Source organism: Lysinibacillus sp. NPDC097162, assembly GCF_044762185.1.
Taxonomy (GTDB): Bacteria; Bacillota; Bacilli; order Bacillales_A; family Planococcaceae; genus Lysinibacillus.
Window position 1 is genome coordinate 532,974 of record NZ_JBIWDT010000001.1, and the last position, 23,437, is coordinate 556,410.

Consider the following 23,437-nt stretch of genomic DNA (forward strand, 5'->3'; position numbering starts at 1 on the left):
TTATTGTTCTTTTACATCTTTCGTCCATTCAGCAACTTTATCTGGATTATTTTTAATCCATTCTTTTGCTGCATCTTTAGGATCATCACCATTTAAAATGTCTAGCATAACAGCTTCTAAATCTTCTGATGTCCAGTGGAAATTATCTAAAATTGAATATACGTCTGGTTGATCTTCTTTTAATCCTTTACGAACAAATGTATTAATCGTTTCTTCGCCACCATAAACACCTTTTGGATCATCTAAATATTTCAAATCATATTTTGCGAATTTCCAGTGTGGAGACCAGCCAGTAACGATAATTTCTTCTTTATTTTTAATTGCTTTTGAAAGCGCAGTTGTCATAGCACCTGAAGATGAAGTTAATAGATTCCAATCTGCAAGGTTATCATATTCCTCTTGTGCTTTTTCAGTTGCCGCCGTAATACCGGCACCAGGCTCAATTCCTGTAATTGTATGATCTGCTTCATTTGTTAAATCTTCAATTGAATTTACATCCATATAGCTTGGGACAACTAAGCCAATTTTTGCACCAGCAAGGTTTTCACCTAGCTCGTCTAAATCTTTTTTATATTTTTCGTATTGTGTTCCATGTGTATGTGGAAGCCAAGCAGCGACCATGCCATCAGCTTCACCTTTTGAAACAGCTTCCCACATAATTGCGTTATCTAGTGGTGTTAATGTAACGTCATACCCTAAGTCTTCTAAAACTTGACCGACAACGTTAGTCGAAGCGATTTCTGTATCCCACTCAACGTAGGCTAAATTTACATCTTTCGAATCCTCATTCTTAGTCGAATCGCTCTCACTACATGCAGCTAGCATAAAGCCAAGCCCTAAAGCCATCCCTAATTTTGATAATGTTTTCAGTTTCATCGAATCTTCCTTTCTTTCCTCAATATTTAGCATTCTAGCAAAACACAAAACGTCTGTAGTGCGCTATGTGTATTTGCCTATATGCTCTTTTACAGCTCTTTCTTTCTATTAAAGCTTTGAGTTAAGCGATCGATAATAATCGCGAAAATCACGAGTCCTAAACCTGCAACGAAACCATTCCCTACTTGTGTACGTTGCAATGCTGTTAATACTTCACGACCAAGTCCTGGTGCTCCAATCATAGAAGCGATAACTACCATTGAAAGTGATAGCATAACGGTTTGGTTAATGCCGGCCATAATTGTTGATTTAGCAAGCGGAATTTCCACCTTAAACAACTTTTGCCCTGCAGTACTGCCGTATGAATCCGCAGCTTCCACTAATTCTTTTGGTACTTGTCGAATCCCTAGATTTGTCATACGTACAGTAGGAGGTAAGGCAAAAATAACGGATGCAAATACACCTGGCACAATGCCAATTCCGAAAAAGGCAACTGCGGGAATTAAGTAAACGAAGCCAGGCATCGTTTGCATGAAATCAAGAATCGGTTTAATAATATTTTCGGCAACGCTTGACTTGGACATTAAAATACCAAGTGGTATACCAATGATGATAGAAATGATACTAGAAAATAAAACAAGAGTTGTGGTTTCCATGAGATGTTCCCATAAGCCTTGGTTATAAATAAATAAAAGGCCTATTAGTGTAAAGCTTGCGAGCCCAAATTTTTTGCCTACAGCGAAAAACGCTAAAATAACGACAAGTAAAATGAGAATAATAGCGGGAATGCCAATTAATAAATCAGTGACCTGGTTCATGAGTAGTTTTCCGTATTTTTGAATCACATCAAAGAATGCTGAAAAATTACTCGTCAACCAGTCCATAGCTGACTCTACCCATGGGGCAAGTGGTAAGGTTGGAATTTTGTCTAAAAAATTATTCATGTGTTACTTCCTCCTCAGTGAATGTTGAAAGTGCTTCGATAACAACACCTCGGATAAGAACACCAAGTAAGCGTTCATCTTTAACAACTGCAATAGGAGTAGGGGAATTATGAATCAAACCTAAAATATCCTGTAAAAGCATATCTGGTGGAACGGTTATCATCTCGGATTGAACAATCGAATGTACCGTTTGTTCCTGTTTTTTAGCAGCCGCTAGTGCGTCATCTGCGGTAATAAAGCCTTTCAAGTGTCGATTTTTATCAACTGCTATCAGTAAACTAACAGTTTCTTGGCGCATTCTTTTCAGCGCTACTGTAGGTCCATCAAGATCGACATTGACGTAGACAGGTCGAACCATCACGTTTTCAGCTGTTAATACTTTAGAGCGATCGACATCTTCAACGAACGTTTTTACGTAATCATTTGCTGGATTCGTTAAAATTTCTTCACCAGTCCCGATTTGAATAATGGAACCATCTTTCATTATGGCAATACGATCACCTATGCGAAGCGCCTCATTTAAATCATGCGTGATAAATAAAATTGTTTTTTTCAATGTTCGTTGTAAATCTAGTAATTCATCTTGCATTTCTTTACGAATCAAAGGATCGAGAGCGGAAAATGCTTCATCCATTAATAAAATCTCTGGGTCGTTTGCGAGTGCACGTGCTAAGCCTACACGTTGCTGCATCCCGCCTGATAGTTGGTTTGGATATTGATCTTTATAGGCAAGTAAGCCTGCATTTGCAAGAGCTTGTTCGGCTTTTGCTTTGCGCTCTTCTTTTGAAATGCCTCTAACTTCAAGGCCGTATTCGGTATTTTGTAGAAGTGTACGGTGAGGGAATAAACCGAAGTTTTGAAAAACCATACTCATTTTGCTTCGTCGTGCGGTTCGTAAGCTTTCTTTCCCCATTTTAGAAATATTTTCTCCATCGATAAAAATATTGCCGCTTGTAGGTTCGATAAGTCGATTTAACAGTCTAATCAGCGTTGATTTACCGCTACCTGATAAGCCCATGATAACGAAAATTTCCCCTTCATTTACAGTAAAGCTGGCATCATATACACCAACTGTTGCACCTGTTTCTTTTAAAATATCTGTCTTGCTTTTTTGTTGTTTGACGAGTTCTAAAGCTTGGGGAATATGTTTACCAAATACTTTAGAAACATGTTCTACTTTTATTTTTTCCATAGAACCACTCCTTTCGTGCGCTAATCCCACTTGTATAAGCTGTGAGATATCAATCTCAAATAGTAGGGAAGATGTTACTTTTATAAAACGAACTATCAAGCGGATAATGAAAATCCATATGACAATTGTTTCGTTTTCATTACACTATTTGAGGATAATGATAACCAAAAATAAACAAGTAACAACTTAACACTAACAAAAGGTTGTTACTTTTGTCAAATCGCTAAATAAGAAAAAAACCGCATAAACGCTGTTATATCAGCGCTTATGCGGATTTTAATTTGGATATAAAAAACTCTGTACGCGGCCTAAACTTTCGTCATTGCCAATAAAATAAATAATATCTCCTTCTTCAAATGAAGCATACGGTCCAGGTGAAAGTAATAATTCATTTCCACGGCGAATACCGACTATTGTGCTAGACGTATTTTGCCAAAAATTTAATGCTTGCAAAGTTTGATGAATACAAGGACTTTCAGCAGTCATTTCAATTTGATATGGAATAAAGGGATTGACCGAGCGGAAATGTTCCGTTCGACTAATAAGTTGTTTCGTTTTTTCTTGTAAATGCAACAATTCATGTTGTTGCTTTTGAATACTTATTAAAAGCTCATTTTGTAGCTCATGAACGGATTGGACATCTTGGAATTGTCGGACAAAGCGTGCCGCCATTTCATACGATTTAATGATGACACCACTACCTTTGGAAGCTTCCACAATTTCTAAATCTTGCAAAACTGCTATCGCTCTTCTTGCTGTTTCAGCCGATACATTGTATTGGCTAGCTAATGAAGATCTTGCATAAATTTTATCACCAATTTGATATTTTTTTTCTACAATTTTTGAGGCAAGGTCCACCGCAATTTGCTGGTATTTTGGCTGCCTTACTTGAACATTTTTTTCTAAGTTCATGCTTAAACTTCCTTTCGTCATAACAAACCTACCTCCGCTTATTATAGACTAGCCTGCACAGAAAAAATAGCACCTCCATAAGCTATTAGTATATGATTTAAGCATCATTTAACAGCTTTTTAATAAGATATGATATTTTAATAAAAAAGGGCTGTTGATTGACAGTTTTCAGTTATTATTATAAACTAAGTTACGTTAAGTAAGTTATGTAAGTAGAAGCGTTTAATTAGCAAATTAACTAAATGTTTAGAATAGAAAGTTGGCGATAAATATGACAATTACTACTAAAGTAGTGGATATAGTGAAAGACAAAATGACAATTGTAAAGCATTCTGAGACAGAAAATATTTGTCTAGTAGGTCCAGTAAAGTTACCTATTAAGCAAGGTGAATTTTCAGCGACTTTTCAATGGTATAACTGGTTAAAGGTTGATGGCAATTTGTCAAAAGAAGAAATTATGGATGGGCTAGCAACGGCAAATTTAGCATTTTCTCAGCAATCATCCGTACTAGTTTACGGTGATTTCGCCCATGAAGAAAATGCTTTAATCCGCATGCATAGTATTTGCCATACTGGCGATATATTTGGTAGCCAACGCTGTGACTGTGGTTTTCAATTACATGAATCTATGAAAATGATTGTCGATCATGGATGCGGAGCGATTTTCTATTTAGCCGATCATGAAGGACGTGGCATCGGTCTATTTTCTAAATCTCTTGCTTATTTATTACAGGAAGAAGGTTTAGATACTGTAGAAGCAAACCTTGCACTTGGCTTCCAAGATGATACGCGGTCGTATGAAGAAGCGGTTACGGTATTAACGGCTCTTCGTTCGAAGCCTGTTACATTGATTACAAACAATCCGAAGAAGCTATCTGCTTTACAGATGCACGGTTTAGCAGCAGATGGACATATCCCGTTATGGGGAGGTTTGACTGAGACAAATCGCTTTTATTTAGATACTAAGGTAGAAAAATCTGGTCATATTCGGAAGTGAAGTAAGTGGAGGGTACAAAGATGACGACAGATGAAAAATACATGCAGTTAGCATTAGATTTGGCAGCGAGTGCAAGAGGGAATACGAACCCCAATCCTCTTGTAGGAGCTGTTATTGTAAAAGATGGTGTTATCGTAGGCACGGGCTTACATCGAAAAGCGGGCGAACCGCATGCGGAAGTGCATGCCTTTCGTATGGCAGGAGAGCATGCAAAAGGTGCTACTCTTTATGTAACGCTAGAGCCATGTTCACATTACGGTAAAACGCCCCCTTGTGCTAATTTAGTCAAGGAATCAGAAGTGAGCCGCGTTGTAGTAGCGATGCAAGATCCTAATCCAGCTGTAGCAGGTAATGGTATTCAATTATTGCGTGATGCAGGTATTGAGGTTGAAGTAGGTGTGTTAGAAGAAAAATCACGACGTTTAAACGAACGCTTCATACACAATATGATAACAAAACGACCTTTTATTATCTCAAAATACGCTATGACATTAGATGGGAAAATCGCAGCACATACGGGGCATTCTAAATGGGTAACTGGTGCAGAAGCTCGAGAGGATGTCCACCATATTCGTCACGAAGTAGATGCAATATTAGTCGGCGTTGGAACAGTGATTGCTGATAATCCATCTTTAACAACGAGACTAAACGATCGCCACGGCAAAAATCCAATACGCATCATTATGGATAGCTCTCTTCGCACACCTGCACATGCCAATGTTCTAAATGTAGAAGAAGCGAAAACGATTATTGTATGCAGTGAGGATGTTATGCAAGAGCAAATCGACATTTTAGAGGCTAAAGGTGTCACTGTTCTACCTGTTCGAAAAAGTAATGAAGGTCTTCATATTGATGATATGTTAGAAAAGCTTTATGTACTTGGAATTACTGATATTTTAGTCGAGGGTGGAAGTGCAATTAATGCTTCATTTTTACAAAATGCTGCCATCGATAAATACGTTATTTACGTAGCACCTAAGGTTTTAGGTGGAAGTTTATCTTTAACGCCAATTGCGGGCTATAATGCAGCCACAATGGATGAAGCGTGGGATGTAGAATTTGCTTCTTTCGATAAGGTGGGGCAAGATTTACGCATTATTGCTTATCCGAAAAAAGGTGAAGGTAAGTGAAATTTCATGCAGATGTATGTATAGTAGGGGCTGGACCAAGTGGTGCACTTCTTGCGCATTTGCTAGCGAAAAAGGGTCTGTCCGTGATACTGCTAGAGCAAAGCTCCGCACTTGGGCAGGCTTTTCGCGGTGAACATTTAAATGAAGAGGGCGAGACGGTTCTCAAAAATCATCATCTTTTTGAAGCGATAGAAGCGCTCGGTTTATTACGAATGGAAAAACTAGAATATTATGCGAAGGGCGAAGCGTTTAAAACAATTTTTCCAGATGCTTCTGTAGGACATTTAGGTATTCACGTTCCTCAAGCACATTTGCTTAAAGGCATACTCCAACATACAGTTCACTTCCAAAATTTTAAGTGTTTCCTAAATACAAAGGTGACAACACTAAAGACAGATTCTTCAGGACGATATGTCGGCGTTATCGCGACAAAGGACGAAGAAACGATTGAAATTAAGAGCCAGCTTATAATAGGAGCAGATGGCCGATATTCTACAATTCGCAAGCGAGCACATATTGCTATTCAAAAGCACAAGCATGGTTTTGATTTACTATGGGCAAAAATTCCTGCACCACAAGGTTGGGAGCCGGCAATTAAAATGGCGCTCATTGATGATATGCAATTGTCGCTTTTCTCACAGACAGGGGGCAATATTCAAATTGGTTGGAATATTAAACAGGGTGATTTTCCGCAGCTTAGAAAACAGGCAATTACGCCGTTTATTAGCCAGCTTATAAAAGCTTTTCCTGAATTAGAGGAAACCGTTCCTCACCATATTCGTTCATGGCAAGATTTTGTCTTACTTGATGTGTTTAGTAGTCATTGTGACTGTTGGGGGACACAAGGACTTGTCCTTTTAGGCGATGCCGTTCATACGATGACACCTACTGGCGCATTCGGCTTAAATAGCGCGCTAAAGGACGCTGATTGTCTTGCTTCATTACTCAATAAGGACACTATTCAACAATTTAATGTGAGAGATTTTCAGCAACTGCGAGAACAGGCCATTGAAGAAGTATTGGCGCAGCAAATTGAAAAAGAACAAACTTTTGCCTTTCACTTTATAGACCAGGCATCTTGAAAGGAAGAAAATATAGATGAAATTTGGCTTTGATATAGATGATACGTTGATCGATTTACGTGCACATGCCTTTTTGCTTTATAATAAAAAGCTAGGCAAAAATATAGCAGACGAAACCTTTCAAGCTTTGCAAAGAGTAGAGATTCATGAGCCCTTTGGATTAACAGATGCAGAGGGCTCAGCAATGTGGAACAGTTCATTGGATGAAATCTATTTTACAGATTGTCCAATTTTCGAAGCGGCCCTTGAAACATTGCAAGCATTACATCAGCAAGGACATGAAATTTATTATATTACGTCACGTCCAAAACAATATTGTCAACAAACGCAACAATGGATGAAAGCGCAAGGTTTCCCTGTAGAAGAGGGTCATTTCTATTGTGGTATGCAGGATGTGGAGAAAGTAGCTATTATTAAAGAGCTTGATTTAGATGTTTACGTTGATGATAAACCGGCAGTGTTAGAAACGTTACAAGGTATTAAGACGAAAGTAATATTAAAAAATCAATCGTATAATCAGCTTGTAGTATTGCCGCGATTGCATCATTGGCATGAGTTTTTAAGCATAATCAATGACTGAAATGTGCATGGACAAACGAAGAAAAGTGTTAGATTGACTACGATCAATCTAACACTTTTTTGCTGTTCACGTTAATGTTCGTCTCAGCGGATGTTTTCTTTGGATGTAGCCTGGGCCCGTTTGACTTTCCACATTTTAATGATAGACTTTCGAACAAGAGAGGTGATTTCTTTGAATATTTGGATATGCGATGACGAAAAAGCAATAACGAATGCGATTGCATCTAAAATTAAACTACGTTACCCTAACGCCCAAATTAAACAATTCCAAAATGGGCTTGAATTATTAAATCAAGTCGGTTCTTTTGATGTATTATTTTTAGATATCGAAATGCCTGATATCAAAGGTATAACCGTAGCTGAAAAATTAAGAGCTCGCCAGCAGCTAAACCCAATTATTTTTGTAACTGCCTTTGAACAATATGTTTTCCAAGCATTTGATGTTCAAGCATTTCATTATTTATTGAAACCATTTGACACGAAAAAATTTTACGAGGTATTACATACAGCACTTGAAAACCGTTCTAGTCAATCTATAGATTCCCCATATCTTGTTATTAAATCTGGCTTTGACTTAAAAAAAGTTTTTTACCACGAAATCTACTACATTGAAGTATTCGGTCGTAAACTTACAGTGCATAAAGAAAATAGCTCATACACATTTATAGGGCGACTCAAACAGTATGAAGAAAATCTCGGCAACAGCTTTTTCCGAATCAATCGCTCTTATTTAGTCAACCTCGACTATATTACAAGCTATACTAAGCAACAAATTATACTAGATAATGGAACTATATTAACACTTTCGCAAAAGAAATATACACAGTTCATTCAAACTTATATGGATTACATACAGCAAAAAGGATATATACATACATGATTAGTTATAGTTACTTTGAAATGGTAAACAATATATTTAATTGGTCTATGCAATTTTGTACCGCCTATTTTTTCTACCGTTTTTGTCGAATTTTTATTCAGCATTCGTATTTACTAATTATTTCAATCGGCTATTTTATCACGGTTATAGTACTAGAATGGTTTATAGGTGATATTTCAAATTTTGGCGTCTATTTATTTGCATCATTAACTGCTTTTTTATTATTACTACCACTAAAAAATAACTCTGTCTATTTAAAGTTCTTCATTGTCATTACTTATTTTTCAATACGGTGGATGGCACCAACGATTGTCATTATTTTGTACCGCCCAATTAGTGATCTATCGCTTTACTTAGTAGAAAAATGGATTATTCCCCACCTGTTCGATGTAACAATAGGGTACTTTAGCTATACAATTTGGATGATGCTTGTGCTACTTGCTTTATACATCATTGGTTTATGGTGTGTCATTCATTTTTACGAAAAATGTATACATATGCATCCACGTATGTTTGAAAATCGGGAAATTTTACTACTTATTCTTCCACCACTTATTGGAATGTCGAGCTATTTTATGATGAACAAGTATCATCAGGTCATAGGCGACCCAATCGACCCAGACGTTATTGATCAGTTTTTAAAATATTGGGGAGTCCATAATTGCATCATAATAGCAGCAATGTTTGGTGTGCTTATTTTAGTGCAAAAACTGGACTTACAACGTGTACAACAGCAAAAGCAGCTAGTACTTGTAAATCAATCCCAGCAGCTACAAGCCCATCTTCAAAGTATCGATGCCCTATACAAAGACATGCAACTGTTAAAACATGATGTAAAAAACCATTCGGCCACAGTAGAGAGGCTTATTGAAACGAAACAATTAACAGAAGCTAGTATTTATTTAAACAGTATGCAACAGCAGATGGATTCAAAAGTGACGCAATCTGTTACTGGTCATGCGATTGTTGACTTATTAATTCAAGAAAAAATAAAAAAAGCGCAGGCACAATCTGTTGTGATTGAGTCTACGTTCACGTATCCAAGCTATGTACATTGCGATGTATATGATTTGTGTATTATTCTTCATAACGCACTAGACAACGCACTGACTGCTACAAAAGATCGCCCTAGTGCTTCGATTAGTATTCATTCGATACAACATAAATGTACGTATATTTTAACAATTAAAAACCCAATACCCGCTTTTGTGAATGAAAACAACTATCAGGGTGGACTTGGTCTTCAAATTATACAAGATATCGCCAAAAAATATAATGGGGACATTCAAATCAATACAGACCATCAAGTGTTTGAATTACATGTTTTGCTACATTTTCATGCACAATTATAATCCTTTTACTCTCTATGCTAAGCATAGGGAGTATTTTCATTCATGACATGTAAAACGTTTTTCATGACACATTTAAACATTTCAGACTAGTTGCGTCGAAATAAAAAGTAAGATTTTAATTCGAGGTGATTGTATGTCCATCTATACTAATAGTTATTTACCTATCCAAAATTATTTAGCGAAAGTCGTAAGTAATCCAAAATTAAATTTGTCTGCGCAACAAAAAAAGACTTTCCAAGAAGTTTTAAATGAGACGACGCAACATTTTACTAAAGAAGCGGCTAAAACAGATGCTCTGACTATGCAAAACAGTCAAATGTGGAAATTAATTGGGGCTGCTAGTATGAATAGTGCAGGCTTTAGTGATTTATTAATGTCAGGTATCAATAATAGTTTTTTAGGAACTTCCTCTAATCCTTTAGATAATTTAACAAATGGGTTTAATCTAAGTACATTTAATTCATCAAATTATCTAAGTAACTTTTATTACCCAAAAAATAAGTCAAGTAACAATGCTAACTTCTATAATATTTATAGTAAATTAAATGAAATTAGTAACAAATTTTAAATTCATTATTTACGAAAGGAATGTATTCTATGTATATTACATCAAACCATGGCGCAACTGTTGCTAAATATGCACAATCCATATTATCCAATCCAAAACTCCAATTATCTGAACAACAAAAGTCAGATGTGGAGGCAATCGTAAAAAAGCACGACCCGCAAAAATCAGAAACTTATACAAAAGCTGCCTCGCTTTCTTCACTTACGGCTAATCCTTATAATCCATTTTACGGTGTAAATGAGCCAGCGAATCCATATAACTACTCAGCAGAAGGTATGTTTAAAGCCAATTCTACAAGCAAATTTCATCAATTTAATAATCTCGCGAAATTAAACGAGCAAGTGGATGTCAGACAAAGCGCTGCAATGCATAAATTCGAACTTCTTCGTTCTCAATTATAGGGAGGCTGGAAATAAGCCTCAATAAAATAAGGAACCAGTTTTTAGTTTTTTAAGGGCTAATTTGCGTTTCTATTTTCCTGTTTGTGGAGAATCAAAGGTTGAAACGAAATAGGTTTTGCATTACTACCAGCAAATTTTTGGAGATACTTGGACGTTTACAAGGATATAGGATACCAAAGAAAAAAAGAGAAATCGGATGTCATCGATTTCTCTTTTTCTTAATATAAGCTAGTTATATCTCAGCCTCTTCGTTTGTTTAAATAAAACGAGCAATATCTTTTAACGGTAAACGAGACGAGCCATAAGCAGGTGCAGCACCTTTACCGATAGCAATAAGGACTACAGGGAAAATATGCTCTGGTAATTCAAATCTTTCAGCAAATTTCGCTTTATCAAAACCGCCCATTGTCACAGTATCATAGCCTTTTTCTTTGGCGATAAGCATAAGTTGCATTGAAATAAGACCTGCATCAAATGTAGCAATATTTTTTCGTACTTCTAATGGGGCAGATGGGTAAGTGCGTAGGGTATTCGCAATCATTAAATCCTTCTGTGCATCACCCATATGACCTTCTGCGACATTTTGTGTATAAATTTGTTCAACTTGTTGATACATTTCGGCATTTCCTAACACCGCAATAACTGCTGATGATGTTTCAACTTGTTCTTGGTTATTGGCAATAGCACGAAGCTCTGTTTTCACTGCTTCATCTTGAATAACAAGAAATCTCCATGCTTGTAGATTGCTAGATGACGGTGCACTTGTTGCTTCTTGAATGATTTCTTCAAGCTCTGCTTGAGGTATTTTAAAAGTAGGATCATAAACACGCACTGATTTTCGATCCTCCATAATTGTATATAGATTCGCTTTGTTATTTGTTATTGACATAATGTCCTCCTTAAAACTTACTAATGGTAAGTTGATAATTAGAATCTTACCATTAGTAAGTTTATACGTCAAATAAAAAATTTTGTGTGTTACAATAGAAATACGGAATTTAAAAATGGGAGGTTATTATATGACTAAATCTAATTGTTCACATATATGTAGTAGCTACCATCAGGCAATTGAATTTATAGGAAAACGTTGGATGGGCATGATCATCTATACGTTATTGCCTGGTCCAAAAAGGTATCATGAAATACATGCCACTATCCCTGGCATTTCTGATCGTTTGCTAACAGAACGTCTAAATGAGCTTGTTCAAGCAGGACTAATCGAGAAAAAATATATTGATTCATCGATAAAAAAAGTAGAATATGCGTTAACACCGAACGGCTTAGCGTTTCAGGAAGTCATTCTGTCTATTCAAAAATGGATTGATTTATGTGATTTTGAACAAACTACGAAAGAGTCAACATAAAAAAGACAAAATACCTTAAGGGGGTGGCACTCTTAAGGTATTTTGTCTTCTTTTATAGAAATTATTTAGTTTTCCTATACATCTTACTTAAAGCAATTGAAGTCCAAGGTAGGTTGCTTTGTAATTTAGATGATCCTAATTATTCTACATTCATATACAATACAAATAATTCCTTTCCGTTGTTCCATAAAGCATTGATTTCATATAATATCCGTCGTTAGATGGCATCGTTATTTTTTCCTCTTCAATTTCACATGCGTGGCATTCTGGTTGTTTATGAACATCATTTGGAAATACATTGCATCTGTTCACCAATCCTGATGAATGCAGTAAATCCATCATAGCATCGTTTTGTTGAATTTTACTATTTTCAATGGACTACGTTGAACAAACAAAAGAGACTGTAGGCAAACTCACATTGTAAGTTTATCTACAGTCTCATACTTTAGTAATCTATTTAACGTTCGGTAATATTTTATTTAAAAGAATGGCAGCTAGAGCAGCGGTTGCTACTGGTGAGCCAAATAAATATTGAACCGTTGTTGGTAAAGAATATAAGAAATCTTTCGGTAGTAATGTTAACGCTAATGTTAAAATGACTGGTACAGCGATGACGTACATTTCTTTTTCGCCGATGCGTTCATTTTTCATTACTTGTAACCCACTAATCGCAATGATGCCACAAACGATAACGAAGACACCACCGATAACTGCCGATGGAATAGCAGAAATTAATGCCGCTAATTTACCAGAAAAACCGAACAAAATAAACCAAGCACCTGCAGCAATAAAGACACGACGACTTGCAATACCTGTAATGGAAATAACACCTGCATTCGTTGAATAGCCTGTTACTGGTGTCGAACCTAATAATGAGGCGATGAAACAGCCGATACCTTCTCCGATTACCCCACGATTTATTTGTTTATCTGTCAATGGTTTTTCAATGACATTACTAACCGCAAACCATGTACCAGTTGTTTCAGCCAATAATACAATATAAATAATGATCATTGTCAAAATAGCTGAAAAGTTAAATGTAAAGCCAAAATCTGCGAAAGGAATTTGTGGTAAGCTAAACCACTTTGCTTTTCCAACTGCTGATAAATCTAATACACCCATTATATTAGCAGCGATACAACCTATAAGTAACGCTATAATGACAGATGCGATACGAAATGCACGACCTTTTTGACGGAACACAGAGCCTAGCATTACACAAACAATTAATACGATAGCTGAAATAAGAGCTAAATAAATATTTTGGTTAATCGTAGCACCAGCACCTTCAAAAATATTACTACTTAAACCAACTGGCATTAGCGATAATCCAACAACGAAAATAATTGTACCTCCTACAATTGGAGGAATAAAAGTTTTAACAATTTTATTGAAAATACCTGTATAGCCTAAAATAATGACAAAAATTGCACCAATTAAGCTTGCTCCTAACACAGAGCTCCAACCAAGTTCGCCACTGCCACTAGCGGCATAAATACCTACAATCGCACCTAGTGGTACATAAGACGGCCCTTGTGCGATCGGAAGCTTCATGCAGAAATGAGTTTGAACAATTGTCGCAATCCCTGCTGCAATAAAAGTCGATTGTATCAATGCACTTGATTGACCTGATTGCAAACCAATTAACATCGCAATAAGGAAGGGAACTACATAGACGTCCATTGCCATAACATGCTGTAAACCTAGAAGAACTGATTGGCTAAATGGCACTTTTTCATCGGGTAAAACGGTTAAATGCGTGGTATTACTTTTATCGTTTGCTAGATTGTTTTTTTGCGTTTCCACTAAGATGTACACCTCAAAGTTTAAGTTTTTATTATAATGATTAGTATTTTTATCTTTGTTCGTGACCTCCACCTGCTGCTACAGCAAAGGGGAGAGTATTGTTTGTGTTAAATTATTTGCTTCTTTCATGAACTTTCGTTCCTTGCACCCACACTTCACGAATATTTTCAGGACGAACAAGATACATGATTTTTTGGAAGATATCGATCAATTCTTCATTTTTATCGTAGATTGGAAGTTTGGCAGATGCTATTTTTGTATCGATTACTTGAACATCCCACGTAAAGTTTTCTTGTAAGCGACCAACTGGTAGGCTTAAACTTTCACCACCGCCAGCTGTTGCTAAATAAAATGCTTCATTAATTGTAATGCGTGAATCTGGCACGCCACGTTTGTCTGCAGGTAGCGCTGTATCAACACCATCTTCCAACATTCTAGATGACATAACAGCTTGTTTTGCATTATCGAAAAGACTCGGAGAGAAGCCACCCGAAATATCTGATCCTAAACCAATATCCACCCCTTTTGAATGGAAACGGGCAATTGGAATGACACTGTTTGCAAAATAAGCATTTGAGATTGGACAATGACCGATCGCTGTACCTGTTTCAGCAAATAATTCTGCATCTTCATCGTTTAAAAAATTGCAATGTGCCATAACAGACTTATCACCTAATAAACCGAAGTCATGTAACGCATAGGCGTCATTTTTGTTGAAGCGGTCCTGTACATAACCATGCTCCCAATCGCTCTCACTACAGTGAGATTGGATATGAGTATCATATTTAGCAGCCAATTCACCTAAACCTTTTAATGCACTATCTGTACAACTTGGAATAAAGCGAGGCGTTACAACGGGATATACACCTTGTTTTGTAGTTTTTGCTAATTCTTTAACAGCTAAAATAAATTCTTCTGTGTCTGCTAATGCTGTATCTGTGTTTGCATCACGATAAAATTCTGGGTTTTGTTCAGGGTCATCCATGACAACTTTCCCAACTAGACCACGTTGTCCTTTTGTAGCACATATTTCAGCTAACAATAAGCTCGCCTCTTTATGGACAGTTGCAAAGTATAACGATGTAGTTGTGCCATTGGCAAGTAGGGTACTAACTAAATCTTCATAGACCTCTTTGGCAAATGCTAAATCAGAGAACTTAGATTCGATTGGAAAGGTATATGTGTTTAGCCAGTCATTTAGAGGAATGTCTAAAGCAGTTCCAGCTTGAGCCCATTGGGGTGCATGTACATGCAAGTCAACAAAGCCTGGGAAGAAATACTGTCCGTCAGTTAATTGATGGAAATTGTCTTTCCCTTCGTATGTATTTAGTAAGGTTTGATATTCAGGATGTTCCGGTGCAATAGTTTTTTCTATCATGCCGTCTGCGTTAATGCAAAAAAGATAATCTTTTAATATTTGTACTTCTTTTGAAGACTTACTTGAAAAAGCAGTCCCTTTAAAAATTTGCGTATATTCACTCATGGTTTACACCTCAATGTTCGTATTTTAGTATCAGCAGGGAATATTATAGGACAATTAAAGTGTAAAGTCTATAAAAAAACGAATAAAAGCTTTTTGATTTAATAGAGATTTAAGGGGAATTAACATAAAATGAAAAGAGTTTTACAACAATTTTATGGAATGGAAATATATAGTGATATGGAAGAGAAATGAGGGGTTGGCATCCTAGGGATTTTTAAATAAAATATAAGTGAGAATTATTATCAATTAAAGGTGGTGTAGACTATCGAAGACGCTTGGAAATTAATGTTGCTGTATTAAATAAAGTAGAAGTTTCCTAGAAAAAGGTAATTAAATCAACTAGTAAAGTTGTAAAATACCAATCACTATTAACATTCAATTAATTTTTTTAGAGGGAATGTGATTAAGTATGTATGGTAAAAAGGTTATTATTATAGTGGGATTATGTCTTCTCGTTTTTTTGATCATTCTATTTACCATAATTAGTTTAAGAGCCAATTATTAATTAAATAGATTTACCAAAAGACTCAAGTGTAAATACTTGAGTCTTTTTTGTGAAAAAAATCGGTGCAACATATATAAAATATTGTTTTATAAATTGATTACTGGAAAAATTTTATAAATTATATGTTTGCTTTATTAATATTCATTAAGTATCCTTTTATTAACAATAAAAAGGGGAGGGGATGCAATGAATCGTCAACATATAGGGGTATTATTTGGAGGAGTATTGTTGCTCGTAGTAGCAATGGGCATTAGCCGTTTTGCTTTTACGCCTATTTTGCCATTTATGCGGGAGGATGTCGGTTTTTCATTTAATGTTGCCGGCTTTTTAGCATCCAGTAATTATATTGGTTATTTTATTGGTGCATTGTGGGCTGGATTTATCTATCGACAAAAGAAAAATTTTTTACTGTTGAGTGTTGTGTTAAACGTCATTTCTGTTGTCCTTATGGGGCTAATTGAAATTTATAGTGTTTGGCTTGTCCTGCGCTTAATTGCGGGGATTACAGGAGGCCTTATATTTGTTTTAACATCTAGTATTATTATGGATTATTTAGCTAAACAGTCACTGACAAAGTGGTCAGGTTATTTATTTAGCGGTATAGGGCTTGGCATTGCCATATCTGGCTTGTTAGTACCTTTCATTGAAGTACGTTTTGCGTGGCAAGGTACTTGGATTGGCTTAGGAATTTTATCAGCACTTTTATTAATTATTACATTGATCTTATGGAGAAATTTACAAGTTCACGATAGCGTGAAAGTTACTAAATCGTCTGATACAAAAATGTCGCGAGGTTTTATGCCTTGGCTTATTGCTGCATATGGACTTGAGGGGCTTGGCTATATTATTACAGGGACATTTTTAGTAGATATTATTCATAATATTCCATCGCTCCAAGCGTATTCTTCTTATAGCTGGGTCATTGTTGGTGTAGCGGCAATTCCATCTGCCCCAGTTTGGACAGTTTTATTAGAAAAGTTTTCCGCAACTAAAATATTGTTTGTGGCATACATATTACAAGTGCTAGGGATTTTGTTGCCGGTATTTTCACAAACAGTGTGGAGTGTTTTATTGTCTTCATTTTTATTTGGCTTAACATTCGTTGGTATTGTAACATTAACAACCGCATATGCTAGACAGCTTTTTCCAACCCAGAGTGGTCCAGTCGTGTCAGTATTAACAACATTTTATGCATTCGGACAAATAATCGGGCCAATAATTGCTGGACAGCTTGTAGTAATATACAACAGCTATAAAGCAGCACTCATATTTGCTGGAGTTATTGTATTCTTAGCATTGTTAGTGATGTTATGCGGTAAATGGATCGTCATGAAACAACAAGAAAAAATAGCAAATTTAAACGTACAATCTACACCTTAATTACGGTGCCTAATTACGGTGCCAGGCACCTGGAATATTCAGAATTGTTTGTGTGCCTGGCACTCTTATCATTTTTTCCTAAATCGACAAAATGTTATAATTGAGGTAAATCAATTGGAGTGATGCGAATGAGTGTAAAGACTTTACGTAAAATCCCACTTGAGAGATTTGTAGATTTAAAGGTAGATTATGCATTTAAACAATTTTTTTGCACTGAGCAGAATAAAAACATTACTGTGGCTTTCCTAAATGCTATTTTAGATCGCACTGGTCGTAACGCTATTAATGAGATTTCTTTTATGAGGCAAGAATTTGGTAGCGAGCATGTAGATGATAAGCAATCACGCTTGGATATTTTAGTTAAAACACAAGAAGATCTATTTATTAATGTAGAAATTCAACTAACAAATCAATACGATATGATGAAAAGAACACTGTATTATTGGTCAAGAATTTATACTTCACAGCTTCGTAAGGGGATGGGGTATCACAAACTACGACCAACAATTACTATCAATATTTGTAATTTTAGTTTATTTGAACAAACAGAAGATTATCATTCTATTTTCCAACTTTACGACAATCAGGGGAAGTTTAAAATGGATGATGTGCTGGAAATACATTTTATCGACATGAATAAATTTATAAAGCAATGGTATGCAAAGCAATTAAATTCGTGGGAAAATGCACTTGCGAAATGGTTAATGCTACTAGGAATGGTCGATGTACGCAAAGAGAAAGTCTATGAAGAAAATTTGGAATTGGAGGCGCTCGCCATGAAAGATGAGGAGTTATTCAATGCTTTTAATGTTTGGCAAGATTTAAGTCAGTCACCTGAAGATTATTATGCTTACCAATCTCGTTTGAAATACATCCTTGATGAAGCGGCGAAGCTAGAAGATACAAAACATATAGCGGAGCAAGAAGGGCTATTAAAAGGATTAGAACGGGGAATAGAACAAGGATTAAAACAAGGAATAGAAAAAGGAATAGAAAAAGGAATAGAAAAAGGAATAGAAAAAGGAATAGAGCAAGGAATAGAACAAGGTATAGAGCAGGGCATTGAACAAGGTATCAAACACGGAGAAAAAAAGATGCAGACGGAAATTGCATTGAAATTATTAAAAAGAAACACCGATCTTGAAACAATCGCAGAATTAACAGAGCTAACTGTTACTGAAATTGAGCAGTTAAAAGGATTATACGATTAATATTTTAGGTGCCAGGCACTCGCAATTTTCAGAATTGTTTGGGTGCCTGGCACTTATTATATTTTCTTTTTACGATTCAACATAAAGAAGAATAGACGTATTAGTAGCAAGCTATAAATAAAAATCCAAATAAATTGCCAATAAAAGATGGCTGGAATTGCTTGAAGGCTATCATCTGAACTCATCATTTCTAAAGAAAGATGTACAGGGGGGAATAGCCATATAAAACCCTTTACTTCATGTTTCAAGGAGACAATTGCTATTGAAATGATTAGAATACTAAGAACACCCCACCAAGAATTTTGCTTATTTTTCACCAGTTCCCTTGTAAAAAGAGCAGAGAGTCCAATAGCAAGAATTGATAGGCTAAAGTGAGCTAAGAAGCCCAATACTATATGTAAAGTTCTTGGCTTCTCACCAAATGCATCTATCATAATAGGGTACATTACTGACACCCAGCTGAGACAAAATCCAATCGCCATACAAATCAAATAAAGCGCTCCAAAATACGCTTTTTCCCCTTTAGAATGTAGTATAGTTATGACTTTTTGCCCTTCATCCTCCGCATGAAATATTGTTACTGTAAACCATCCCATTAACAAGAAGAGCAGAGTTGAAGTAAATGAGTAACTATCTAAAATTGGGTTTGGCACAAATGCATAATTGACTACCGTACATAAAATGAAAATAAAAAAAGGGGGGATATATTTATAAGTCCTTAGATAATTTATCAATTGATAGTGCAATAAACTCATCATTTACCTAGTAAACCTCCTAAAAATGGTTATAAAATTGGTTCTTCTTATGATTTATAGGGATAAGCTGTCTAATGGCAGCATTACGCTGGAGTAATGCCAATAAAATCTTATCTGTATTCGCCTGACTAACCGTTACCATTACCTCTTGATAGCCATTAGTTAATGTGCGCATTTGTTTGATTTGAATAAGAGGTAGGAAATCCTCCAGCGAACTTTGACTGGGAAACTCAAAAACTAATTGATTGCTTGGAATAGTGGCTTCCGTTAATGCCTCTATTTGCATCACTTGGCCATCTTGAATTAATAAGACACGATCCACAAGATTTTCTAGTAATTTTGTTTCATGACAAGTTAAAACAATACTGTAGCCGTTTTCTTTTAAGGATAAAAGGATGTTTTCTAAATCATTTTGGGCGCGAGGATCAAGTCCAGATAGGGGCTCATCCAAGATGAGAAGATGTGTTTCTTCAAGCATCGCCTGCATGATCATAATTTTTTGCTTCATCCCTTTTGAAAAATTAATCATTCTTGTCGAACGAGCTTCTTGCATTTTAAACATTTTGAGTAAGTCGTCTATTTTTTGTTGTAATGTTTTTTTAGGTATGGCGCTAATTTTGCCCATATGAAAAAGATACTCTTCTGGCGTAAAGAATAGCTGAGAAGGAGTAACTTCTGGTACGTACCCAATTTTTAAAGATGGTACATGTTTGTTCACCTCTCCAAAATCACAGTCCACTATGCCCCCAATAATTTTTAGTAGCGTGCTCTTACCTGAGCCATTTTTCCCTACAAGCGCTACAATTTCCTCGGAATAAATGGAGAAAGAAATATTGTCTAAAACTTTCTTGGCTTTATATTGTTTAGAAATGTTTTGTACTTCCATAATTGCACTCATAAGGTCACACCTTTTTGTTAGTGATAATTCTATTGAATCCATTATAAATTAATTTACCGAAAAATACTCCTTTAAAATGGTTTTATTTCCTATTTTTGTTTGTGTACGTAAGCAAAAAAACTCTGCCAATAATCGCAGGCAGAGAATGTCATAATGAACGATATTTTTTTAAGCTAATAATATTTAGCATAATAAAGACAATAGCAAAGCAAGCTAGAATCACTAAATTTACTACAATTTCATTAAAGGAATATCCTTTATACATAACGCCATTTAATGCATCGGCTGCATAATACAATGGCATGATGTGACCAATGCTTTGTAACCATTCCGCCATATTGTCAAGAGGGAAAATACCAGAAAAAAATACTTGTGGCACAATAACAATCGGTATAAATTGCATCATTTGAAACTCTGAGGCAGCAAAGCTAGATAAAAGTGCGCCTAATGATAACGATACTAGTGCAATTAAAATATTAATAAGGAACACGAGCCAAATAGAACCAACATGGACAATATCGAGGATATAAATTCCAAATAGGACAATAATAATTGTCTGCATAAAGGCAAACAATCCGTAACCAATCAGATAACCTGCGACAATTTCTGAACGTTTAATTGGTGTTGCTAGTAATCGCTCTAGTGTTCCTGAAGTACGTTCCTTTAATAAGGCTATACCTGTAATTAAAAAAACAAAAAAGAAAACAAAGAAGCCGATAAGCATTGGGCTGAAAATATCAAAAATAGCCGTATCTTTGTTACCATATACATAGTCGGTTGTGATCGTCATGTTAGAAGCTTGCTCAGGTTGTAATACTTGTGACAACTTCATCATAACGGCTTTAGCAGTAGTAGGATCATCATTTAATAAGGTGAGCTTTATTTGATTGTTGTGAAGTGCTAACCAACCATCATATTTTTGTTCTTTTAGTTTGGCTATAGTAACATCATTATTTTCTGTAACTTCAAAATCAGCAGCATCCAGTTTTTCAATAAGCTCTGTAGGAACATGTGAGACAACAAGTGTGACAACTGGCTCATTACTATTAAAAATAAAATACATTAATGAAAGCACGAGGAGGGGGGCAAGAAATAGCAATGCAAGTGTACGTTTATCACGTCGCATTTGCTGAATAATTCTTGTAACTAATGCAGCAATTCTCATTGTATTGTACCCCCAGCTTTTATAAACACTTCATCAAAATCTTTTGCTTTATATTTTGTTTTCAATTCTAACGGTGTACCTTGTGCTAGAATGTGGCCGTTACGTAGTATAGCTAATTGATCACAGCGTTCAGCCTCGTCCATTGCATGTGTAGTTACTAAAATAGTTTTATGTTCTTGCTCTTTTAGACGAGTCAGCTCCTGCCAAATTTCATGTTTTAATACAGGATCAATCCCAACTGTAGGTTCATCCAAAATTAATAACTTCGGATTTTGAATAAGGGCAATTGCCAGTGACAACCTCCTTTTCATCCCCCCTGAATAATGCATTACTTTACTATTTAATTCGTCAGTTAAACGAACAAGATTTGCAGCGTACGTCACACGCTCAAGCCGTTCTTTTTTTGATAATCGATAAAGTTTTGCAAAAAAATGCAGATTTTCGGCACCTGTTAAATCTGAATAAAGAGCATCAGATTGCGCCATGTACCCTATATCCATTAACAACTGCTTATGGGGAACGGTGTACTCAAATACATGAATAGTACCATTATCAGGCTGTAACATTCCCATTATTAATTTTATCAATGTCGTTTTCCCACAGCCAGAAGGACCAAGTAAGCCAATTAACTGACCTGTTGGAATGTCGAAAGATAATGGTGCTATGACTTGTTTATGATGAAAACGTTTTTCGACAGCATTTAATGTAATTGCATGTTCTTTCAAAAAACCAACTCCTTTGAGGTGCCTGACACACAAACGATTCAGAATTGTTTGTGTGTCAGGCACCGTAATACGTATTGAGTGCTGCTTCCAAGCGTTCTTCTAAATGTTGTGAAATATAGCTAAAAACAAACTGCTCTTTTTCCATCTCAATTTGTGAGGATCTAAAAATTTTTGCGAAAAATCCTGACTTATTCTCTAGTGAAAATTGTTGCAGTGCTTCTGTGCGTAATGTTGAAACGATTTCATTTTCAATATGGCGTTCACGGATTTTTTTTACGATATCCTTTACGCTACCTTCTTGTAATTCTAGCATTTGTTTTTGGAGATGTTCATTTATATGTTTCAGTTCATTTGTTTCATTTTGGATGTCTTCGATTTTGCGGTTCGATTCGGAAGAAAGAACATTTTGAGCTAAAAAATCTTCGTTAATCGTAATGTGCAATGTTCCTTGCTTTTCATTAGGTTCCATATGAAATAAACCGGTTTGTATCATTTGCTGTAGGACACTTCCTAAAACATCGACTTTATGGGCTAAATCATCTGATGAAGCAAGAGTGGTAGCCGTAATTTGATGTTTAATTTGCTGACCGCTATCGTCAATTCCTAGAAGAAGTTTTAAGCCCTTTACACGGTGTTCGTCCTTTAAAAGTAGTATCATCCGAAGTCGTAAAATGGCAGGGAGGTCCAACCGAATATTCGTGATTTGATGATTAGAGGCGCTATCAAAAATATACTGGTCAAAAGGTTTAATGTAGTAACGAAGCATAGCATCCGTTATTTCAAACCAACCTGCAACTTCTGAAATACTATAATATTTTTTTTCATGGATGTGTGTTAAATAGGCATCACCATAAAGTGTTTCTTCTAATGGTGTATGTTGTAGAACGATAAACAATGGATCATGCTGCACAATTCCGAGTACTAATTCTTTTGCATCACTTATTTCAAGCATTTCTTCTACACCCCACTTTATTTTTCATTTGCTAAATTTTGCATTATCTCTCTATTAGGTTTCTATTCTTCTTAACCCAATTGTATGCATATTTAGAGAAGGATAATTTTATGTTTTTAATGTTTCTCAAAATCATTGTAATTTAATGAAATCCAAATCACTATTTCAAATTTAATGTAGCTAACGAAAAAAAGATTGTTGATTAAGAGGGATTTGTGAAAGGTTATAGAAAGGAAATATAAGGATATTTATTAAAAAGTAACTATACAAAGCGGGGGAA

Annotated in this window: 23 protein-coding genes; 11 read left to right on the forward strand and 12 right to left on the reverse strand. The window is 35.7% G+C overall.

Annotation, left to right across the window (positions count from 1 at the left end):
- The 4 genes from ACIQXW_RS02560 to ACIQXW_RS02575 form a co-directional block, all read right to left on the reverse strand.
- Entirely contained in the window at positions 1-876 is an 876-nt protein-coding gene (locus tag ACIQXW_RS02560) for a glycine betaine ABC transporter substrate-binding protein (protein WP_402759707.1), read from the reverse strand.
- Positions 877-965: 89 nt separating this feature from the next.
- Positions 966-1,820: an ABC transporter permease gene (locus ACIQXW_RS02565; RefSeq protein WP_340825464.1), complete on the reverse strand. Its 855-nt coding sequence runs from the start codon at positions 1,818-1,820 to the stop codon at positions 966-968.
- Positions 1,813-3,012 (reverse strand): quaternary amine ABC transporter ATP-binding protein, encoded by a 1,200-nt coding sequence (locus ACIQXW_RS02570; RefSeq protein ID WP_340825463.1) that lies wholly within the window; start codon positions 3,010-3,012, stop codon positions 1,813-1,815. The genes ACIQXW_RS02565 and ACIQXW_RS02570 overlap by 8 nt, the downstream gene beginning before the upstream one ends.
- A gap of 276 nt (positions 3,013-3,288) precedes the next feature.
- Positions 3,289-3,924, reverse strand: a complete 636-nt coding sequence (locus ACIQXW_RS02575; RefSeq protein ID WP_401019088.1) for a GntR family transcriptional regulator — start codon at positions 3,922-3,924, stop codon at positions 3,289-3,291.
- A 271-nt stretch (positions 3,925-4,195) separates the two neighbouring features.
- On the opposite strand from ACIQXW_RS02575, the gene ACIQXW_RS02580 reads away from it, so the two are divergent.
- The 8 genes from ACIQXW_RS02580 (at position 4,196) to ACIQXW_RS02615 (ending at position 10,913) form a co-directional block, all read left to right on the forward strand.
- Positions 4,196-4,921, forward strand: coding sequence for a GTP cyclohydrolase II (locus tag ACIQXW_RS02580; protein ID WP_402759708.1), 726 nt, complete (start codon positions 4,196-4,198; stop codon positions 4,919-4,921).
- Positions 4,922-4,941: 20 nt separating this feature from the next.
- Positions 4,942-6,051, forward strand: a complete 1,110-nt coding sequence (gene ribD, locus ACIQXW_RS02585; RefSeq protein ID WP_340825457.1) for a bifunctional diaminohydroxyphosphoribosylaminopyrimidine deaminase/5-amino-6-(5-phosphoribosylamino)uracil reductase RibD — start codon at positions 4,942-4,944, stop codon at positions 6,049-6,051.
- The gene (locus ACIQXW_RS02590; protein ID WP_402759710.1) at positions 6,048-7,133 is read left to right on the forward strand and encodes an FAD-dependent monooxygenase; all 1,086 of its coding nucleotides are present in this window, start codon (positions 6,048-6,050) and stop codon (positions 7,131-7,133) included. The genes ribD and ACIQXW_RS02590 overlap by 4 nt, the downstream gene beginning before the upstream one ends.
- A 16-nt stretch (positions 7,134-7,149) precedes the next feature.
- Positions 7,150-7,713 (forward strand): 5' nucleotidase, NT5C type, encoded by a 564-nt coding sequence (locus ACIQXW_RS02595; RefSeq protein ID WP_402759712.1) that lies wholly within the window; start codon positions 7,150-7,152, stop codon positions 7,711-7,713.
- A 171-nt stretch (positions 7,714-7,884) separates the two neighbouring features.
- Positions 7,885-8,592, forward strand: a complete 708-nt coding sequence (locus tag ACIQXW_RS02600) for a LytR/AlgR family response regulator transcription factor (protein ID WP_402759713.1) — start codon at positions 7,885-7,887, stop codon at positions 8,590-8,592.
- Positions 8,589-9,944, forward strand: coding sequence for a sensor histidine kinase (locus ACIQXW_RS02605; protein ID WP_402759715.1), 1,356 nt, complete (start codon positions 8,589-8,591; stop codon positions 9,942-9,944). Before ACIQXW_RS02600 ends, ACIQXW_RS02605 begins: the two co-directional genes overlap by 4 nt.
- A gap of 133 nt (positions 9,945-10,077) precedes the next feature.
- Positions 10,078-10,512 carry a hypothetical protein gene (locus ACIQXW_RS02610; protein WP_401018896.1) on the forward strand — a complete coding sequence of 145 codons (435 nt, stop codon included), beginning with the start codon at positions 10,078-10,080 and terminating at the stop codon, positions 10,510-10,512.
- 29 nt (positions 10,513-10,541) lie between these two features.
- Complete coding sequence (locus tag ACIQXW_RS02615; RefSeq protein WP_402759717.1) at positions 10,542-10,913, forward strand: hypothetical protein; 372 nt, start codon at positions 10,542-10,544, stop codon at positions 10,911-10,913.
- Positions 10,914-11,169: 256 nt separating this feature from the next.
- Here the strand turns inward: ACIQXW_RS02615 and ACIQXW_RS02620 are convergent, their stop codons facing one another.
- Positions 11,170-11,796 (reverse strand): nitroreductase family protein, encoded by a 627-nt coding sequence (locus tag ACIQXW_RS02620; protein ID WP_401019087.1) that lies wholly within the window; start codon positions 11,794-11,796, stop codon positions 11,170-11,172.
- A gap of 136 nt (positions 11,797-11,932) precedes the next feature.
- Here ACIQXW_RS02620 and ACIQXW_RS02625 point away from each other — a divergent pair, with 136 nt between their 5' ends.
- Entirely contained in the window at positions 11,933-12,277 is a 345-nt protein-coding gene (locus ACIQXW_RS02625) for a winged helix-turn-helix transcriptional regulator (protein ID WP_340825448.1), read from the forward strand.
- 453 nt (positions 12,278-12,730) lie between these two features.
- On the opposite strand, the gene ACIQXW_RS02630 is transcribed toward ACIQXW_RS02625, so the two are convergent.
- Positions 12,731-14,083 carry a uracil-xanthine permease family protein gene (locus tag ACIQXW_RS02630; protein WP_402759718.1) on the reverse strand — a complete coding sequence of 451 codons (1,353 nt, stop codon included), beginning with the start codon at positions 14,081-14,083 and terminating at the stop codon, positions 12,731-12,733.
- A 112-nt stretch (positions 14,084-14,195) separates the two neighbouring features.
- Positions 14,196-15,566 (reverse strand): guanine deaminase, encoded by a 1,371-nt coding sequence (gene guaD, locus ACIQXW_RS02635; protein WP_401018894.1) that lies wholly within the window; start codon positions 15,564-15,566, stop codon positions 14,196-14,198.
- Positions 15,567-16,257: 691 nt separating this feature from the next.
- On the opposite strand from guaD, the gene ACIQXW_RS02640 reads away from it, so the two are divergent.
- Together ACIQXW_RS02640 and ACIQXW_RS02645 are read left to right on the forward strand one after the other, a co-directional pair.
- Positions 16,258-17,451 (forward strand): YbfB/YjiJ family MFS transporter, encoded by a 1,194-nt coding sequence (locus tag ACIQXW_RS02640; RefSeq protein WP_402759720.1) that lies wholly within the window; start codon positions 16,258-16,260, stop codon positions 17,449-17,451.
- Between the two features lie 128 nt (positions 17,452-17,579).
- Positions 17,580-18,662, forward strand: a complete 1,083-nt coding sequence (locus ACIQXW_RS02645) for an Rpn family recombination-promoting nuclease/putative transposase (protein ID WP_402759721.1) — start codon at positions 17,580-17,582, stop codon at positions 18,660-18,662.
- Positions 18,663-18,718: 56 nt separating this feature from the next.
- On the opposite strand, the gene ACIQXW_RS02650 is transcribed toward ACIQXW_RS02645, so the two are convergent.
- From ACIQXW_RS02650 to ACIQXW_RS02670, 5 genes are all read right to left on the reverse strand, one after another.
- Complete coding sequence (locus tag ACIQXW_RS02650; protein ID WP_402759723.1) at positions 18,719-19,420, reverse strand: ABC transporter permease; 702 nt, start codon at positions 19,418-19,420, stop codon at positions 18,719-18,721.
- A gap of 16 nt (positions 19,421-19,436) precedes the next feature.
- Positions 19,437-20,315, reverse strand: a complete 879-nt coding sequence (locus ACIQXW_RS02655; RefSeq protein WP_402759725.1) for an ABC transporter ATP-binding protein — start codon at positions 20,313-20,315, stop codon at positions 19,437-19,439.
- A gap of 148 nt (positions 20,316-20,463) precedes the next feature.
- Entirely contained in the window at positions 20,464-21,480 is a 1,017-nt protein-coding gene (locus ACIQXW_RS02660; RefSeq protein ID WP_402759727.1) for an ABC transporter permease, read from the reverse strand.
- The gene (locus ACIQXW_RS02665; protein WP_340825430.1) at positions 21,477-22,205 is read right to left on the reverse strand and encodes an ABC transporter ATP-binding protein; all 729 of its coding nucleotides are present in this window, start codon (positions 22,203-22,205) and stop codon (positions 21,477-21,479) included. Before ACIQXW_RS02665 ends, ACIQXW_RS02660 begins: the two co-directional genes overlap by 4 nt.
- Before the next feature lie 55 nt (positions 22,206-22,260).
- Positions 22,261-23,157, reverse strand: coding sequence for a hypothetical protein (locus ACIQXW_RS02670; protein WP_340825428.1), 897 nt, complete (start codon positions 23,155-23,157; stop codon positions 22,261-22,263).
- Positions 23,158-23,437: the final 280 nt, after the last annotated feature.

Coding starts and splice junctions, on each gene's coding strand:
- ACIQXW_RS02560 (WP_402759707.1), bottom strand. CDS start 876: ATGAAACTGAAAACATTATCAAAATTAGGGATGGCTTTAGGGCTTGGC.
- ACIQXW_RS02660 (WP_402759727.1), bottom strand. CDS start 21,480: ATGAGAATTGCTGCATTAGTTACAAGAATTATTCAGCAAATGCGACGT.
- ACIQXW_RS02565 (WP_340825464.1), bottom strand. CDS start 1,820: ATGAATAATTTTTTAGACAAAATTCCAACCTTACCACTTGCCCCATGG.
- ACIQXW_RS02645 (WP_402759721.1), top strand. CDS start 17,580: ATGAGTGTAAAGACTTTACGTAAAATCCCACTTGAGAGATTTGTAGAT.
- ribD (WP_340825457.1), top strand. CDS start 4,942: ATGACGACAGATGAAAAATACATGCAGTTAGCATTAGATTTGGCAGCG.
- ACIQXW_RS02580 (WP_402759708.1), top strand. CDS start 4,196: ATGACAATTACTACTAAAGTAGTGGATATAGTGAAAGACAAAATGACA.
- ACIQXW_RS02625 (WP_340825448.1), top strand. CDS start 11,933: ATGACTAAATCTAATTGTTCACATATATGTAGTAGCTACCATCAGGCA.
- ACIQXW_RS02655 (WP_402759725.1), bottom strand. CDS start 20,315: ATGAGTGCAATTATGGAAGTACAAAACATTTCTAAACAATATAAAGCC.
- ACIQXW_RS02605 (WP_402759715.1), top strand. CDS start 8,589: ATGATTAGTTATAGTTACTTTGAAATGGTAAACAATATATTTAATTGG.
- ACIQXW_RS02595 (WP_402759712.1), top strand. CDS start 7,150: ATGAAATTTGGCTTTGATATAGATGATACGTTGATCGATTTACGTGCA.
- ACIQXW_RS02650 (WP_402759723.1), bottom strand. CDS start 19,420: ATGATGAGTTTATTGCACTATCAATTGATAAATTATCTAAGGACTTAT.
- ACIQXW_RS02640 (WP_402759720.1), top strand. CDS start 16,258: ATGAATCGTCAACATATAGGGGTATTATTTGGAGGAGTATTGTTGCTC.
- ACIQXW_RS02575 (WP_401019088.1), bottom strand. CDS start 3,924: ATGAACTTAGAAAAAAATGTTCAAGTAAGGCAGCCAAAATACCAGCAA.
- ACIQXW_RS02610 (WP_401018896.1), top strand. CDS start 10,078: ATGTCCATCTATACTAATAGTTATTTACCTATCCAAAATTATTTAGCG.
- ACIQXW_RS02570 (WP_340825463.1), bottom strand. CDS start 3,012: ATGGAAAAAATAAAAGTAGAACATGTTTCTAAAGTATTTGGTAAACAT.
- ACIQXW_RS02615 (WP_402759717.1), top strand. CDS start 10,542: ATGTATATTACATCAAACCATGGCGCAACTGTTGCTAAATATGCACAA.
- ACIQXW_RS02670 (WP_340825428.1), bottom strand. CDS start 23,157: ATGCTTGAAATAAGTGATGCAAAAGAATTAGTACTCGGAATTGTGCAG.
- guaD (WP_401018894.1), bottom strand. CDS start 15,566: ATGAGTGAATATACGCAAATTTTTAAAGGGACTGCTTTTTCAAGTAAG.